This is a genomic window from Virgibacillus sp. NKC19-3 (genome assembly GCF_019837165.1).
Classification (GTDB): Bacteria; Bacillota; Bacilli; order Bacillales; family Amphibacillaceae; genus Virgibacillus_L; species Virgibacillus_L saliphilus.
The window spans coordinates 3,582,934-3,598,270 of record NZ_JAGYHC010000001.1; the positions used below are offsets into that span (position 1 = coordinate 3,582,934).

The window sequence follows — 15,337 nt, forward strand, 5'->3', positions numbered from 1 at the left end:
TCCTGGAGAATAGCTATTCCAGCGCAGCAACGCCACCAGTAATTTCAGTGATTTCCTGTGTAATAGCCCCTTGGCGAGCACGGTTATAGGATAATTCCAAGTCATCGATAAGTTCATTGGCATTATCTGTTGCACTTTTCATTGCTGTTCTCCGTGCAGCATGTTCGCTCGCCTTCCCATCTAACAATGCACCGAAAATTAAGCTTTCAGCATATTGCGGCAAGAGAACTTCCAGAATTTGTTGCTGATCCGGTTCATATTCATACTGACTCTTTGCTGTATTTTCTGCTTGTATGTCAGTAATTGGCAGTATTTTTGTTGTGGTGACCTGCTGAGAAATGGCACTTACATAGTGATTATAGAAAATATTCAATTCATCAATTTCCTCATCACTGTACATACGCACCGTATCCGAGGCAAGTTCTTTAATATCTGCAAAATTGGGTTGATCTGCAACACCAAGAATACTTCGGGCTATTGGTATATTCCGCTTTTGACAAAACTCATAAGCCGTGCGACCTACGGCGATCACCGTATATTCATCCGTAGAATGATGCCGACGTTGAATGGTTTCATATAGACGTCTTAACACATTACTGTTATACGCACCTGCCAGACCACGATCCGACGTGATAACAATATACCCTGTTCTTTTCACATCACGATGCTCCAACATAGGATGACTGACATCCGAATTCCCGGCAGCAATACTCGCAACAACTTCCTGGATCTTAGCACTATATGGCACAAACCCTTTAGCATTTTGTTCTGCTTTACTCATTTTGGAAGCAGATACCATTTCCATTGCTGCTGTGATTTGTTTTGTCTTCCTTGTCGAATCCATCCTACCTTTAATATCTCTAATTGACGCCAAGCTTTTCACCGTCCTTCCTGAAGCTAGGGTAAGAGGTTAGAAGTCAGAGGCCAAATTTTTTAGTTCTCCGCTTTACATGCCCTTATCTCCTTGCTGACGATTCTATCATTGGTTATTCATTATTACTTGGTAAAAATGTTTTTTTAAATGTTTGTACTGCATCATCCATGTCACTTGCTTCTGGTAATTTTCCGGTTTCACGAATGGATGCTAGTAATTCTTGTCTATTACTATCCAACCATGTATGGAATTCAGATTCAAAACGCGTGATATCCTCCACTGGTATATCATCTAAATGCCCTTTGGTTAATGCATAGATAATCATTACCTGTTTTTCAACCACTAATGGTTTATGCAGTCCTTGTTTTAGGATTTCAACGGTACGCTGTCCGCGGCCAAGTTTTGCCAGTGTTGATTTATCCAGATCGGAACCGAATTGTGAGAACGCCTCAAGCTCACGGAAAGATGCCAGGTCAAGCCTTAGGGTACCGGCAACTTTTTTCATTGCTTTAATTTGCGCGGAACCACCAACACGAGATACGGAAAGTCCTGGGTTAATCGCTGGACGAACACCTGAGAAGAAGAGATCTGACTGCAGGAAGATCTGTCCGTCGGTTATAGAGATAACGTTAGTTGGGATATAAGCAGAAATATCACCAGCTTGTGTCTCAACAAATGGTAGTGCAGTTAATGAACCGCCACCTAATGTATCATTTAATTTGGCAGCACGCTCCAGCAAACGGGAGTGAATATAGAACACATCACCCGGAAATGCTTCACGACCCGGAGGACGACGAAGTAGCAAGGAAAGTTCACGGTATGCCGCTGCCTGCTTCGATAAGTCATCAAATACGACAACCGCATGTTTGCCGTTATACATGAACTCCTCAGCCATTGCTGTGCCTGCGTACGGCGCCATATATAATAACGGTGCTGGGTCTGATGCCCCTGCTGAAACAATAATGGTTTTGTCTAATACGCCGTAACGACGGAAGGTTTCCACCGTACTTCGAACTGTCGACTCTTTTTGACCAATTGCTACATAGACACAAAACATATCTTCATCTTTCTGACTGATAATAGTGTCCACAGCTAAGGTTGTCTTTCCTGTCTGACGGTCCCCGATGATTAACTCACGCTGCCCGCGGCCAATTGGTACAAGTGCATCAATTGCTTTTATACCAGTTTGCAGCGGTTCATTAACCTCTTGACGATCCATAACACCCGGTGCCTCGCCTTCCATTGGGCGTGTACCCGTAGTTTCAACCGGGCCTCTCCCATCGATCGGCTGTCCAAGTGGGTTAACCACTCGTCCAAGTAGATCATCTCCGACAGGTACTTGCATGATACGGCCAGTACGACGAACTTCATCGCCTTCTTTAATATCTGTATACGGACCTAAAATAACGATACCAACATTACTCTCTTCCAAGTTTTGCGCCAATCCCATGACCCCACTTGAAAATTCAACCAGTTCCTGAGCCATAACATTATCCAAACCGTGCGCACGTGCGATACCGTCTCCAACTTCAATAACCGTTCCAACATCTGTTACTTCAATTTCTGTATCATAATTTTCGATTTGCTGTTTTATCAGTGTGCTGATTTCTTCAGCTTTAATGCTCATACCATTTCACCCCTATCATCATTAGTTTGCAGTTCCTATATTCCGTGCGATGCGATTTAGTTTTCCAGTAACGGAACCATCGAAAATCGTGTTCCCAATACGGATCTTAATTCCACCGATAATCGAAGCATCGACAACATTTTTCAGCTTAATCGCTCTTTTGTTAAAGCGTTTGGCAAAAGTGGTCTCAAGCTGAATTCGTTCATCATCTGATAATTCGCGAACAGAATATACGGTCGCCTCTGCAATTTCCTTTGCATCGTTCACCAATTGGATAAAATGATCAATAATGGATGGAATGATCTCCGTACGCCTCCGGTCTACAAGTAACTTCAATGTATTTAAGGCATCTGTTGACAAACCCTGAAACACTTCAACTAAAAGCTGTTTCTTCTTCTCATTATTAATGCTAGGATGCGTTAGGAATGCATGAAGTTGTTCATTTTCTTGAAAAACGTCGTGAACAATCTGAAAATCTTCAACCAATTGTTCTAAATTTGCTTTCTCTTCGCCGAGTTGAAAAAGAGCATCTGCGTAACGGCTAGCTACTACTTCACTCATCGCTCTTCTCCTATCTCTTTAATGTATTCATCAATCAGTTGTTCTTGATCTTGTGCACTGATTTCTTTTTCAATAACTTTCGTTGCTATAAGTACAGATAATGATGCAACTTTATCCTGTAGTGCTTGCAATGCCTGTTCTTTTTCATTTTGAATATCAGCCTGAGCTGCTTGTTTGATCCGCTCTGCTTCTGCATTCGCTGATTCAATAATATCCTTTTCTTGTTTGACACCGGCTTTTTTTGCATCTTCTATTATTTGCTGCGCTTCTTGTTTTGTTTGATTTAATTGTTCTGTAGCTTCTTTTGAAGCAATTTCAGCTTCTTTACGACTAGTCTCAGCAGATTCGATTTCATCGGCGACGTATTTCTCGCGCTTTTGCATCATGTTTACAACAGGGCCCCATGCGAATTTCCCCACTAAAAACAGTAACAGAATAAAGAAGAACAGCTGTACAATCATATCTCCAACTTGAAGATCCCAAATTGCATTAATCATGGCATAATCAGTGAAAACTTGCACCGAATTCACTCCTTTCACTTTCATTCGTGAATTTTACATCATATTCATTATCATTCTTTGGATAAACCTGATTAAAGCAACGGCGAAGGTTCTATCAGCAGAGAGGCTTCGCCATTTTGATGTCCCGGTTACTCCATTACATAACGATTAGAGCGATAACCACGCCGATAATCGGAACCGCCTCAACCAAACCGACACCAATAAACATGGTTGTTTGAAGTTGACCTTTAAGTTCTGGTTGACGTGCAATCCCTTCAACAGTACGACTTACGATTAAACCGTTACCAATACCAGCACCAAGTGCCCCTAATCCTACTGCAATTGCAGCTGCTAATGCTCCCATAATATAAATCCTCCTCAAAATAGTTGTATAATTATTTAATAATTCCAGCGTTAATACTCATGCTATTAAAACTGGTTCATTAACAATCTTAGTGGTCTTGACTAACTTTATGTGACATATACACCATTGCCAACATTGTAAATATAAACGCCTGTATTCCTCCAATAAATACACTGAATCCTTGCCAAGCCAGGAACGGAATTGCTCCTCCAAAGAATCCAATCCAACCGGAAGTTGTCAATCCTACCAATAATGACAGAAGAACTTCCCCTGCATATAAGTTACCAAACAGACGTAGACCAAGCGTCAACGTGTTTGAAAATTCTTCGATAATTTTAATCGGGAATAAAAACCATACAGGCCGGAAATAATCCTTTACATACTCTTTTCCGCCCTTCAATTTAATGCCATAAAAGTGGGTTAAAATAATTACCATTGCTGAAAGCGTCAGTGTAATACCCGGATCGGCAGTTGGTGATTTCCACCATACATCATCACCGACGATTCCATTCGTAATAACCCCTAGCAGATTCCCAACTAGAATGTAGGAAAATAAAGTTAATGCCAGCGGTAAGAATAGCTTGCCTGTTCTCCAATCCATCGTGTCATTAATAATTCCCTTAATAAAGTCCAGGACCCATTCCATCACATTTTGTGCACCGGTTGGCTTCATTTGTAGCTTTCTTGCCCCAAGTACACTGATCACAAATACAATTGCTGAAGTTATAATGATCATAAACACGTTGGACAGGTTAAAATCAAGCCAGGATATCCCGAATACATTCTCTACTATTGGTGCTCCATGATCCATCTCATTCACCCCTCTTTCATGCATTTAATCTTTTTTCCTAAACACCATAACATCTATCATAATGACTACATAAGAAGTCATTAATCCAATTAGAACAGCAATAATGTGGAAGTATTCTTCAAAGCGAAGTGCTACAATTACTGCCAATATCGCCGCGGCGAACCTTGATACCATCCCGATTCCTCTGGTGGACGACTGATTCGCTACAGCTTCTGTGAAATCGACAATTTTCTTTTGTAACATCCATAAGTTATAAAAACTTGCCATCGTCCCCAAAAGAAGACCAAGAAGAACACGTGGATATGGCAGGAATATAGCTCCGATCAACAGAATTGCGAGAAGGTAGAGCATCCACTTGCGTTGACGTGCTATCATTACATTATAGTCCGACATGATTTACGCTTCTCCTTAAACCAGAACAAAAGTCTTTCTGAAAAACACCACACCCTTGCCCGAAAGTTTGGTTTTTCACCAAGCACCCCCATTCTTAATCATGTTGAAGTCAAAAGTAACTAATGGCTTGTTTCAACTATTGGTCAAAAAAAATCAAGGGATGCAATTTGCTCCTCTTCAACTAGTTAACTTTCGTATGAATTCGGATAAAATGTCACCTTTCAATCAGTGATCAATGATTATCCGCTACTGATGGAGGCATCTGCTTATGTATAGCGGTTTCTATATTAAATATTATCAGAAAATCTGATATGCATGAAAAGGATCCTTAAGCGCTCTTTGTTTTCTTTAGAAACCTTCATATGTTGAAATGCAAGCCTTTCTTAGAGAAATTGTATTGATGCAAAACCCTTTTTCGACCGCCTTCGCGCATTTATGCAGATGGCTAATTTTTCTTCACTGTCAGGAAACACCATATTCAGAAAAGCCTCTTATCCCCATACTCAGTCATTTTACAATAGCCTGACCTGCATTGTCAATTTGTTTAAACATATATTACAAGGCAATGACGATCCCATTTTTTTCGAGCAATAAAAGAGATATTTTCTTACTAAAAGAGGAACATCTTATTCGATGGATTTTAGCATATGAAAGATCGTCATTACCCCTAATTTCATGATTGGTTTTTATAGGAAGTGAGTGGTACATACTTTTGTGACCAAATTTGCTGCATCATTCACCGATATACAAAGGTGTTTGGTAACTCTCATACTTCCCGTCTTCCAACCGAACGGTGATTAATGCCAAATAGTAGCCGGCCCGGTCTATTTCTGATTTATCCAGTTCTCCTTCATTCATGCCCGTTTGAACGTCTTCCATTTCTAGTAATGTTTGATCATGCACTAATGTATCCGGGTCATACAGATCGACGGTTACCCGTTTTGCTGGTTCGGTTACATATAAGCGATAGAGAAATGTATCTTCCGAAAAAGGTTTTAAAGCAAATTCAAAGCCCATTGCTTTTGGATTATCCGCTGTTTGATTCACGAATAAATAAGGTAAATGGTAAACCTCGTCGCTCTCGCTCAATGTGAGCCACCCTTGATGGACGCCTTCACGAAGTTGTGTTGCATTTATGCTTACTTCAACTGGTATTGTTTTGGTTTCCCCTCCATCCAATGTAAAGGTTTGTGGCAGGTTCCAGGTTAAGCCTTTTTCCTTTTTGGGAATGTCAAAGGAATAGGTTTGCTCCTGATTCGTTGTGTTCTCGATTTCCAGTTCTATTGTTTCTGTTTCTTTATAAGCACTCACTTTGCCAAACGTAAGCATCGGATCATGGATGATTGTATTTGTTTCAATTGCTTGTTTAGGTCTGATACTTCCCATTCCCTGCATGATTGGTTCACTAGGATCATCCTCTTTGGAACCTTCTGTCTCCATTCGGCTTGCAGTAGTCTTTAATGCACCGGAAATCTGCTCATTCGTCCAATTCGGCTTTGCCTCTTTAACAAGCGCGACAGCACCTGCAACATGTGGTGCTGCCATACTCGTCCCTTGCAGTTGCTGATAACCATTAGGAACGGTGCTCAAAATATTTGTTCCTGGGGCAAGAAGGTCTGGCTTAATATCCCAATTCACAGTTACAGGTCCACGTGAACTAAAATCGGCGATGGAGCTTTCGGCTTCCTGGTAGGCCGTCTCCAGATATAATGGATCTGCTTGAATTTGTTTCGATAGCCAAGCTCCATCTTTTTGGGAAATAGAAGCTACTGGAATGCTGATTGGATCTTGATCATTTTCAACCATTCCTTGAAAGGCGCCATCTGTATTATTGGCGATCACGACAGCAATTGCCCCATGATTTTCTGCTTCCTTTGCTTTTTCATAAAGCGAGGTATCATCACGTTGCAAAAGTGCTATTTTTCCGCCTGACTGCTCGGCTCCATTTACGATTGGGTAGTCCTTTTCTAAATTCCAAGTGGGAGCTCCTACCATAGATATCAGCGGAACCTGTTTTTCAGTTGATGGTTCATATAAATAAGGTATGCGCTGCGGTGGACTGGATGCACCTACCGAAAGTGCATTTGCTGCCGTTGCCGGTGACCCTACCGTCCAATTATCCGGTCCCGCGTTTCCATTAGCAAGTACGACAGACATGCCAAGATCTGCAGCTCGATTGACAGCCACACTTGTCGGATAATCCGGCCCATTAACCGCATTGCCAAGTGATAAGTTCACCACATCCATCCCGTCCTCTACCGCCTGTTCCAACGCCGCAATAACTTGAATAGACGAGCCAGCGCCGCCTGGACCAAGTGCGCGATATGCATAGATTTCAGCGTCCGGTGCTACCCCTTGCAACGATCCATTGGCCGCAATGATACCAGCTACGTGTGTACCGTGAAGAGTTGGTACACCCTGATCGGGCATTGTTTCCATCGGATCATCATCCAGATCTACCAAATCGTACCCCCCCTGAAAATTTCCAGCTAAATCAGGGTGATCATAATCAATGCCGGTATCAATAACGCCAACTTTTACTCCCTTTCCAGTATAAGTGGTATTATTTAAATCAGATGGGATCACTGCATCGGATTGCTCGTCACTTACCTTTTTGGCAGTGCTTGTATTCGCTTCATAGGTTTGTACAGTATGAATGCCTTTGATAAATTCCAGTGATTCCATTTTCTTGAGTTTGTCTGGTTTCCCCTGTATTGCTAGACCATTGAATAATTTATCATAAGTAGCCACCACATCAACAAATGGATGATGGTCCTCAAGGTATGCCTTGTGATCTCGTACGTCTCCTTCCACTTCGACGATGATTGATTGCTTATCCTCCTCTTCTGAAGCCTGTGTTTGAACAAAGAGGAAGATGGAAAGTACTGTTACTGCTACGATGGAAAGAAAGTAACGCATGATGAGGAATGCTCCTTTTTTCTTCTTAGCTTTTGGAAGATGCGAGAGAATATGCATATCTTGGCAAGGAATGAAGCTACTCGTGGATAGCAATCGTAATATGCAGACGTTTATCCAAACCTATCTTGATATTCCTTGCCAAAACACGGTCCATGCTCCTTCCAAACGTTCTTGAAAATCTTCCTCATGATAATAAAAACTTTCGGTAAACAAACCATCCATCAAAATATAAAATCCTGCTCTAAACACAGCGAATGAATCTACGTTTAGCGCCCCTTCGTTTCGTCCCTCTTCATACAAATCCATCAATATTCGGTCAATTTTCGCATCTCCTGATTGTCCAAGCTTTCGTAAATCTTCCGTAAGCGATGAAGGTGGAAATAACATAAATCGTTTATACATCACACCCTTATGCCTTTGACGAATAAAATCAACGCTTTCGGTTAAGACTAAATAGATTCGATCTTCGATAGCCTTCTTGCGATGCGTGTTTGCACTAGCCATCATTACTTCTGTCGATTCTTCCATGACCTTTTTGGCTACTGTCAAATATAATTCGTCTTTACTGGAGAAGTGATTATAGAGAGATGGTTTCTGAATGCCAACAGTTCTAGCGATATGTGCGAGCGTTGTGCCATCATAGCCACTTGTCGCAAATAATGAAAGTGCCGCTTGGATAATGCTAGTGCGAGTTGTTTTCGTCATTTTCGCTTCCCCCTTTTTTTAAAACTTATAAGCTACTAAACGGTTGTTTATCACAATGTCGCGTGCTATAATCGTTTTCGCTAACTATCGTTAGTTAGTTTTTATTCTTTCTATGATTTTACCAAAAGAAGAGGGGTTTGCAAATGAATATGAAATGGCTACTCGTCCTTTTTGCCGCTGTCTTTGAAGTAGGTTGGGCAACAGGACTTAAATATGCGAATGATACGTTAACATGGACGTTAACAGCAATCGCTGTCGTTATCAGCTTTTGGCTGCTCCTTAAAGCGGCGGTTCTTCTTCCTACAAGCACGGCTTATGCTGTTTTTGCAGGACTCGGAACCATTGGCACCGTACTCATAGATATCGTCTTTTTCCATGCTGCTATTAGTATTTGGATGATGGTGTTTATTGTACTTCTACTTGTAGGAGTCATCGGCTTAAAAACCGTAACAGGTAAGACATCAGAAAGGAGCGAGCACGCATGAATTGGTTCATCCTTATTATTGCGGGGCTCTTTGAAGTTGTCGGCGTTACCGGCATGCAAAAGATCGCAAAAGGCGAGAAGGTCTCTGGCTTTTCTATTCTTGTGGCGGGCTTCCTTATTAGTTTTACGTTACTATCTGTTGCTATGGAAACTATTCCGCTCGGCATTGCATACGGCGTCTGGACGGGAATGGGGACTGTTGGAAGTGCCATTGTCGGTATGATTTTTTACAATGAATCAACCGATCGTCTGCGTTTGATGTTTATGGGTTTGGTGATCGTAGCTGTTGTAGGATTGCGGGTCGTCTCGGCATGAATAAGCAAGGAAGCACGAGAATCGTCCCGTGCTTCCTTGACTTTTATTTTGTTCCAAATAAACGGTCACCGGCATCACCAAGTCCAGGAACAATATATCCTTTTTCATCCAGGGTTTCATCCATGGCGCCTAAGTAAATATCAACATCCGGGTGATCTTTTTTAATTACTTCCACGCCTTCAGGTGCTGCGACCAAACACATGAGACGAATATTTCCTGCGCCACGCTTCTTCAGGGAATGGATCGCGTCGTTTGCAGATCCTCCTGTAGCAAGCATTGGGTCAATGACAATCAGTTCCCTCTCTGCAATATCAGATGGTAATTTGATATAGTATTCATGAGGGGTTAAGGTTTCCGGGTCACGATACAAGCCAACATGACCAACTTTAGCTGCCGGAATAAGATCCAACATACCATCAACCATTCCAAGGCCCGCACGCAAAATTGGGATAAGCCCGATTTTTTTACCAGCAAGTACCTTTGTTGTTGCTTCCGTCACTGGAGTTTCAGTTGTTGTTTCCTGCAAAGGGAGATTTCTGGTAATTTCAAATGCCATTAACATTGCGACCTCATCAACAAGCTCCCGGAATTCTTTGGTTCCTGTGTTTTTATCTCTTATGTACGTTAATTTATGTTGAATCAACGGATGGTCCAGAACGAAAACTTTTCCCATTTTGCCGATCACTCCTTTAGTTTGTTATATCCCTAAAATTGTACTAATAATGGAGACGGGTTTCAAGTTAAAATTGTTAAATTGCTACATTGTGCACATAATGTAATTTGGCCTTTATGAAAGTAGTACAATTGTGTATCATTTTTCAATGCATCGAATATAATATATATAATGAATAAAAATAGCATGGGAAGATTTAATGTGACTACAACTGTTCAAAAGTGGGGAGGAAGCACTGGAATTCGAATCCCTCAGCACATAGCAAAAAAGTACAATATTGTTCCAGGCACTGAAGTTCAAATATCTGACGATGGAGAAAAGGTCGTATTAACCCCTGTGAAAGATGTACCTACACTAGAGGAACTTGTAGCAAAGTGTACACCGGAAAATAGCCATGAAGAGATTGACTTTAGTGGACCAACCGGAAGGGAACTCATTTAACATGGTCTCTAATGAAAAGAAAAAGCAGGAATTTGAAAATGTTGACAGGGGAGACATTGTCTTAATTAATTTTGATCCACAATCAGGAAAGTAATAACTGGGAATAGGTATGCGGTGGTTCTTTCCCCCAATCTTTTCAATGCAAATACAAGGACAGGCTTATTTGTCAGGTGTTATCCTTACTCACCAATTGAAAAACTTGGATGCACGTTCTCAACGACTAAAAGTTGTTGGGACCTTACCAAATAAGATTGTAGAAGACTGCATAAATTATGTTAATACATACTTATCTTAATGGCTAAATGGAATTACAGACGGGGGTAGACCTCGTCTTATTCGTGTTGTATAAAAGACTTAAACATTACATCCTGAATTATTCACAAATTCCTTTGGAGTCATTGACTAACCCTTATGTGTCAAAGAGTTCACCTAAGTTAGATATTCATCTAATGAATGAGACCCTTAGATGTTTCGGTTTGGGTAACTGCAGACCCGCGAATTTCTAAATCGAATCCAATAATAGTACTGACTACATCTAAAGCTATAGCAAGTGGTGGGTCCTCTTCTGATGATCCGATCTACATAATTCCCTATGAGCACCTTATACATATCGTCAAACGCAATATGATTTTCTGTGGACGTATTCTTTTTCATATAATGGCGTTTCTCATCAATCCCTTTTTCATAAAGCATAAATTCGTATTTAATTTCTTTTTCTCTAATATTATAGTCGTAAGCTACCCAACCAATATATAATAATTTATAAAAATGTGGCTGGGACAAAAGTGTTTTTAACAAATAAATTCCGAACATACATCGCTTCTAAAAATATACTTCGCGCACCTTAGGGCGGCTGGTGAGCCCCCTTGTGCGCTTCGTGTTGCAAGTGGCTTCGAGGGGCAGCACTCCTCGCAAAAAAGATTGCTATTGCACTTCGGTGTCTCACCTATGCCTTCCCTCCCGTTGGAGTCTCCGCATATTTCCTACGCTAAGTTTGATAATGTTCGTCTTTTTAATTAAACACGTTTGTTTTGTCCCAGCCCCATTTTGATTTTCTTTATCAAAAATAAATGATGCCAGAGCATTCTTTCCTACGCATACAACGGAAATTTATCTGTCAATGCTTTCACACGCTCTGTGGCCTCTTGTAACTTTCCTTCATCTTGATGATTTTTTAATGTTAGCGAAATAATGGCCGCGATTTCCTTCATCTCCGCTTCGCCAAATCCTCGTGACGTGACAGCTGCTGTTCCAATCCGAACGCCGCTTGTTACAAAAGGACTCTCCGTATCAAATGGAATGGTATTCTTATTGGCCGTAATACCAATATCATCCAAGACGTTTTCAGCCACTTTGCCTGTCAATTCCAGTGGCGTTACATCGACTAAAATTAAATGATTGTCCGTTCCACCTGAGACAACGCGAACTCCCGCGTGACGTAATGCGTCACTCAGTACATGTGCGTTTTCGATAATTTGTTTCGTATATGCTTTAAAATCATCGGATAAAGCTTCCTTGAAAGCCGTTGCCTTAGCAGCAATGACATGCATCAATGGGCCGCCCTGTATTCCCGGGAATACAGATTTGTCCACCTTTTTGGCATGTTCTTCTTTACATAAAATCACACCACCACGGGGACCGCGCAATGTTTTATGTGTCGTTGTGGTAACAAAATCAGCATATGGGACCGGATTTTGGTGCAAACCTGTCGCAACAAGCCCGGCAATATGTGCCATATCAACCATCAGATAAGCGCCAACTTCATCGGCGATTTCACGAAATTTGGCGAAGTCAATTTTACGCGGATAAGCAGTTGCTCCTGCGACAATCAATGTTGGGCTCACTTCTTTAGCTCGTTCTAGAATAGCATCATAATCCAACTGTTCACTTTCTTCTGCTACACCGTAATCCTCGAAGTTATAAAGCTTTCCGCTAAAATTAACAGGGCTTCCGTGCGTCAAGTGGCCACCGTGGTTTAGATTAAGTCCTAAAACGGTATCCCCATGTTCCAATGCGGCTGCATAGACTGCCATATTTGCCTGCGCCCCGGAATGAGGTTGTACATTCGCATGCTCCGCATCGAAAAGTTCGCACACGCGGTTGCGTGCTAGATTCTCAACCACATCTACATGCTCACAGCCACCATAATATCTTTTTCCCGGGTATCCTTCTGCATATTTATTTGTCAGTACAGAGCCCATTGCTTCCATTACCGCTTCTGATACAAAGTTTTCGGATGCGATCAGCTCGATTTTCTCCTGTTGCCGTGTTCTTTCTGCTTCCATTGCCTCGAAAATTTCCGGATCTGTTTGCTTGACATGTTCCATTTTGTTGCCTCCTATGTAGATAAAATTTTATCAGCTGCATGAGGCTGGGATAAAACAAAAGTGTTTAACTAAAAAAACGAATTTTTCCGAAGCGATGCACGTCCGGAATTCATTTGTTAAAAACATTTTGTCTCAGCTTCCTGAAGCTATCATGAATTACTGGTTTCATAGTTTGCACGAATCCCGCCGATTAGCTTAGGTCGAGTTCGAGCTGCAATTGCACGGGCATTTCCAACATATCGCTGGTTAAGACGCAATGGAACGGCAACATGTTTAAGTTGCATCCCAATCATCGTTTCTCCAATATCGATGCCGGCATCTGCTTTTACACTTTCCACAACAACCGGATTTTCCATATGTTTAAAAGCATAGGAAGCCATTGCACCCCCTGCCTTTGGTACCGGAACGACGGAAACCTCTTCAAGCTGATATTTTTCACTCGTTTCTCTTTCCATGACTAAAGCTCGGTTGATGTGTTCACAGGATTGGAAGACGAGATGAACGCCTGTTTGTTGTTGTAGCCTTTTCAATGCGGTAAATAGGATAGCGGCAATCGCTTCACTACCGGATGTCCCAATGTGTTTTCCGACAATTTCACTTGTAGAACAGCCAATAACGAAAAGATCGCCTGCCTTTACATAATCGCCACCAATCCATTCGTCCACAATCGCTTCTATATCCTGACGTGCATTCCGGTTAACATCTGTCATATACGTCACCCCCGAATTTAGTAAAGCTTATATCCTATTATGCATCAAATCGTCGAAATTTTATAGGGGCTATTTGTCACATGTCCTACCGACTAGAGATCTAACTTCTTCTTTAATAAATCCGTATATTTATCCAGCTCTGTCAGGGCTTCCCGATAAATCCTTACATCACCACCGAATGGGTCGGAAATATCATAATTAATAAGACTTGCTTCCAATTTCTTAATATGTGCTACATCATCGTGCAGGTGGTCTTTTAATTTCTGATCTAGCAGTGTATTATCAAACTTATGTTGATTTTCCTGGATAAATAAGGATCGTTTTTCTTCATAATCCGAATAGGCTTGCTTAAGCGCCTTCCATACCTTTTTATCAGCTTCAGAAACGTATTCCTTTAATGTAAAATATTTATCCTGAAAATTCGGATATTCCATGATAAGTGATTGCTTATGCTGGGTAGTCATGGTTAAAACAATATCCGCCCAATGCAACAACTTATTTGTTACCGGCTGGGAAAGGTGATTCAGTTTAATACCTTTTTCCTGCAATACTTGTGTTGCAAATTGGTTGGCACGTTGATTTTCCCCTGCAAAAATCCCGGCAGACCGCACCTCCGCCCTAGGTATTTTATCCCCCACAAGCGCCTCAGCCATCGGACTTCGGCACGTATTCCCTGTACAGACAAACAAAATCTTCATTTGTAAACCCCCGTTAAATAACTCTAGATTTAATATACCATAGATACGTAAACATTGTCAGAGAAAATGAGGATGGTTTCCTATAGAGATGAAATGGGATAACACTCCTTCATTACACCATCTGGAACAAAGGCGAAAGCAGCGGTTAAACGTTATACCCAAGCAAATAATTTTATAATTTCCTAGGCAGCAAAAAAGCTGATTCCATGCCTTGCAGGAAATCAACCCAATTCCGTAGATATGCAAATGTCATTTCAACCAAACAATAGCAACAAGCCAAATCCACATAGTATACTGCCACCTAATATTTCACTATAAACACCCAGGATGCCATGAACCTTTCTGCCCAGCATCATCCCTGCCCATGAAAGGGTTGTGCTTGCTATACCAAAGAAAACGAATGCCAACGCAGTTTTGACACCTGATATACCAAGGCTTAATCCAACAGAAAAGCTATCTATACTAACACTGAATGCTAAAAACAACAGTCCGATACCAACTGGCTGGATGATTTTTTTTGCTTCGTGATGAAAGGCGGAAAAAAGCATTTGCGCACCAATACCAAACAATAAAAGCCCTCCGGCTAAGGTAGTAAGGTTGCCGATTTGAGTGGATATGGCTTGTCCAAGAATGATCCCTGAAAACGGCATAATAATATGGAATAGGCCGATGATAAGACCGACAAATGCAATTCGTTTCAGGCGCAGCTGCTGCATGCCGAGCCCAAGGCTGACTGAAAATGCGTCCAATCCTAATGCAAAAGCCATAAATAATAAGGAAACCAATTCACCGATGTAATAACTCGACATCCAGCATCCTCCTTGTGACATGCTTCTAGACTATATGCATGGCCAAGGGGAAATATGAATGCGTACACGTTTAGTAGAAAATCAAATAATCCGCGAATGGAATCGTTATGAAATCGTTCTTTGCTT

General features: G+C 41.4%; 17 protein-coding genes. 3 read left to right on the forward strand and 14 right to left on the reverse strand.

Translation table 11 applies throughout. The features are described 5' to 3' along the window. Positions 1-13: 13 nt before the first annotated feature. From atpG to KFZ56_RS17055, 9 genes are all read right to left on the reverse strand, one after another. Positions 14-874: an ATP synthase F1 subunit gamma gene (gene atpG / locus KFZ56_RS17015; protein ID WP_222643254.1), complete on the reverse strand. Its 861-nt coding sequence runs from the start codon at positions 872-874 to the stop codon at positions 14-16. A 112-nt stretch (positions 875-986) separates the two neighbouring features. Further along, on the reverse strand, positions 987-2,501 hold the full coding sequence (gene atpA / locus KFZ56_RS17020) for a F0F1 ATP synthase subunit alpha (protein WP_222643255.1): 1,515 nt from the start codon (positions 2,499-2,501) through the stop codon (positions 987-989). Positions 2,502-2,522: 21 nt separating this feature from the next. Next, positions 2,523-3,062 (reverse strand): F0F1 ATP synthase subunit delta, encoded by a 540-nt coding sequence (locus tag KFZ56_RS17025; RefSeq protein WP_222643256.1) that lies wholly within the window; start codon positions 3,060-3,062, stop codon positions 2,523-2,525. Beyond that, positions 3,059-3,583: a F0F1 ATP synthase subunit B gene (atpF, locus tag KFZ56_RS17030; RefSeq protein ID WP_375540684.1), complete on the reverse strand. Its 525-nt coding sequence runs from the start codon at positions 3,581-3,583 to the stop codon at positions 3,059-3,061. Before atpF ends, KFZ56_RS17025 begins: the two co-directional genes overlap by 4 nt. A gap of 136 nt (positions 3,584-3,719) precedes the next feature. Beyond that, on the reverse strand, positions 3,720-3,926 hold the full coding sequence (gene atpE / locus KFZ56_RS17035) for a F0F1 ATP synthase subunit C (RefSeq protein ID WP_222643257.1): 207 nt from the start codon (positions 3,924-3,926) through the stop codon (positions 3,720-3,722). A gap of 88 nt (positions 3,927-4,014) precedes the next feature. Continuing rightward, positions 4,015-4,737 (reverse strand): F0F1 ATP synthase subunit A, encoded by a 723-nt coding sequence (atpB, locus tag KFZ56_RS17040; RefSeq protein ID WP_222643259.1) that lies wholly within the window; start codon positions 4,735-4,737, stop codon positions 4,015-4,017. A gap of 24 nt (positions 4,738-4,761) precedes the next feature. Then, entirely contained in the window at positions 4,762-5,130 is a 369-nt protein-coding gene (locus KFZ56_RS17045) for an ATP synthase subunit I (protein WP_222643260.1), read from the reverse strand. A gap of 732 nt (positions 5,131-5,862) precedes the next feature. After that, the gene (locus KFZ56_RS19805) at positions 5,863-8,049 is read right to left on the reverse strand and encodes a S8 family serine peptidase (RefSeq protein WP_222643261.1); all 2,187 of its coding nucleotides are present in this window, start codon (positions 8,047-8,049) and stop codon (positions 5,863-5,865) included. 120 nt (positions 8,050-8,169) lie between these two features. Then, positions 8,170-8,754 carry a TetR/AcrR family transcriptional regulator gene (locus tag KFZ56_RS17055; RefSeq protein ID WP_222643262.1) on the reverse strand — a complete coding sequence of 195 codons (585 nt, stop codon included), beginning with the start codon at positions 8,752-8,754 and terminating at the stop codon, positions 8,170-8,172. 149 nt (positions 8,755-8,903) lie between these two features. On the opposite strand from KFZ56_RS17055, the gene KFZ56_RS17060 reads away from it, so the two are divergent. Both KFZ56_RS17060 and KFZ56_RS17065 read left to right on the forward strand, forming a co-directional pair. Then, a complete protein-coding gene (locus KFZ56_RS17060) occupies positions 8,904-9,239 on the forward strand; it encodes a DMT family transporter (RefSeq protein WP_222644041.1) in 336 nt (111 codons plus the stop codon). After that, on the forward strand, positions 9,236-9,553 hold the full coding sequence (locus KFZ56_RS17065; protein WP_222643263.1) for a DMT family transporter: 318 nt from the start codon (positions 9,236-9,238) through the stop codon (positions 9,551-9,553). Before KFZ56_RS17060 ends, KFZ56_RS17065 begins: the two co-directional genes overlap by 4 nt. 43 nt (positions 9,554-9,596) lie before the next feature. Here KFZ56_RS17065 and upp read toward each other — a convergent pair whose 3' ends face one another. Next, positions 9,597-10,226 carry a uracil phosphoribosyltransferase gene (upp, locus tag KFZ56_RS17070; RefSeq protein WP_222643264.1) on the reverse strand — a complete coding sequence of 210 codons (630 nt, stop codon included), beginning with the start codon at positions 10,224-10,226 and terminating at the stop codon, positions 9,597-9,599. A gap of 201 nt (positions 10,227-10,427) precedes the next feature. Here upp and KFZ56_RS17075 point away from each other — a divergent pair, with 201 nt between their 5' ends. Then, positions 10,428-10,667 (forward strand): AbrB/MazE/SpoVT family DNA-binding domain-containing protein, encoded by a 240-nt coding sequence (locus KFZ56_RS17075; protein WP_309228323.1) that lies wholly within the window; start codon positions 10,428-10,430, stop codon positions 10,665-10,667. A gap of 1,091 nt (positions 10,668-11,758) precedes the next feature. Here KFZ56_RS17075 and glyA read toward each other — a convergent pair. The 4 genes from glyA to KFZ56_RS17095 form a co-directional block, all read right to left on the reverse strand. Then, the gene (glyA, locus tag KFZ56_RS17080; RefSeq protein ID WP_222643266.1) at positions 11,759-12,994 is read right to left on the reverse strand and encodes a serine hydroxymethyltransferase; all 1,236 of its coding nucleotides are present in this window, start codon (positions 12,992-12,994) and stop codon (positions 11,759-11,761) included. Positions 12,995-13,143: 149 nt separating this feature from the next. Continuing rightward, complete coding sequence (locus tag KFZ56_RS17085; protein WP_222643268.1) at positions 13,144-13,704, reverse strand: TIGR01440 family protein; 561 nt, start codon at positions 13,702-13,704, stop codon at positions 13,144-13,146. Between the two features lie 92 nt (positions 13,705-13,796). Then, positions 13,797-14,402 (reverse strand): low molecular weight protein arginine phosphatase, encoded by a 606-nt coding sequence (locus KFZ56_RS17090; protein WP_222643270.1) that lies wholly within the window; start codon positions 14,400-14,402, stop codon positions 13,797-13,799. Between the two features lie 254 nt (positions 14,403-14,656). Further along, positions 14,657-15,211 (reverse strand): manganese efflux pump MntP, encoded by a 555-nt coding sequence (locus KFZ56_RS17095; RefSeq protein WP_222643271.1) that lies wholly within the window; start codon positions 15,209-15,211, stop codon positions 14,657-14,659. Between the last annotated feature and the right edge of the window lie 126 nt (positions 15,212-15,337).

What these genes read in the sequence shown, in the direction of transcription:
- atpA (WP_222643255.1), bottom strand. Translation starts at nt 2,501, where the DNA reads ATGAGCATTAAAGCTGAAGAAATCAGCACACTGATAAAACAGCAAATC.
- KFZ56_RS17025 (WP_222643256.1), bottom strand. Translation starts at nt 3,062, where the DNA reads ATGAGTGAAGTAGTAGCTAGCCGTTACGCAGATGCTCTTTTTCAACTC.
- atpE (WP_222643257.1), bottom strand. Translation starts at nt 3,926, where the DNA reads ATGGGAGCATTAGCAGCTGCAATTGCAGTAGGATTAGGGGCACTTGGT.
- atpB (WP_222643259.1), bottom strand. Translation starts at nt 4,737, where the DNA reads ATGGATCATGGAGCACCAATAGTAGAGAATGTATTCGGGATATCCTGG.
- KFZ56_RS17045 (WP_222643260.1), bottom strand. Translation starts at nt 5,130, where the DNA reads ATGTCGGACTATAATGTAATGATAGCACGTCAACGCAAGTGGATGCTC.
- KFZ56_RS19805 (WP_222643261.1), bottom strand. Translation starts at nt 8,049, where the DNA reads ATGCGTTACTTTCTTTCCATCGTAGCAGTAACAGTACTTTCCATCTTC.
- KFZ56_RS17055 (WP_222643262.1), bottom strand. Translation starts at nt 8,754, where the DNA reads ATGACGAAAACAACTCGCACTAGCATTATCCAAGCGGCACTTTCATTA.
- KFZ56_RS17060 (WP_222644041.1), top strand. Translation starts at nt 8,904, where the DNA reads ATGAAATGGCTACTCGTCCTTTTTGCCGCTGTCTTTGAAGTAGGTTGG.
- KFZ56_RS17065 (WP_222643263.1), top strand. Translation starts at nt 9,236, where the DNA reads ATGAATTGGTTCATCCTTATTATTGCGGGGCTCTTTGAAGTTGTCGGC.
- upp (WP_222643264.1), bottom strand. Translation starts at nt 10,226, where the DNA reads ATGGGAAAAGTTTTCGTTCTGGACCATCCGTTGATTCAACATAAATTA.
- glyA (WP_222643266.1), bottom strand. Translation starts at nt 12,994, where the DNA reads ATGGAACATGTCAAGCAAACAGATCCGGAAATTTTCGAGGCAATGGAA.
- KFZ56_RS17085 (WP_222643268.1), bottom strand. Translation starts at nt 13,704, where the DNA reads ATGACAGATGTTAACCGGAATGCACGTCAGGATATAGAAGCGATTGTG.
- KFZ56_RS17090 (WP_222643270.1), bottom strand. Translation starts at nt 14,402, where the DNA reads ATGAAGATTTTGTTTGTCTGTACAGGGAATACGTGCCGAAGTCCGATG.
- KFZ56_RS17095 (WP_222643271.1), bottom strand. Translation starts at nt 15,211, where the DNA reads ATGTCGAGTTATTACATCGGTGAATTGGTTTCCTTATTATTTATGGCT.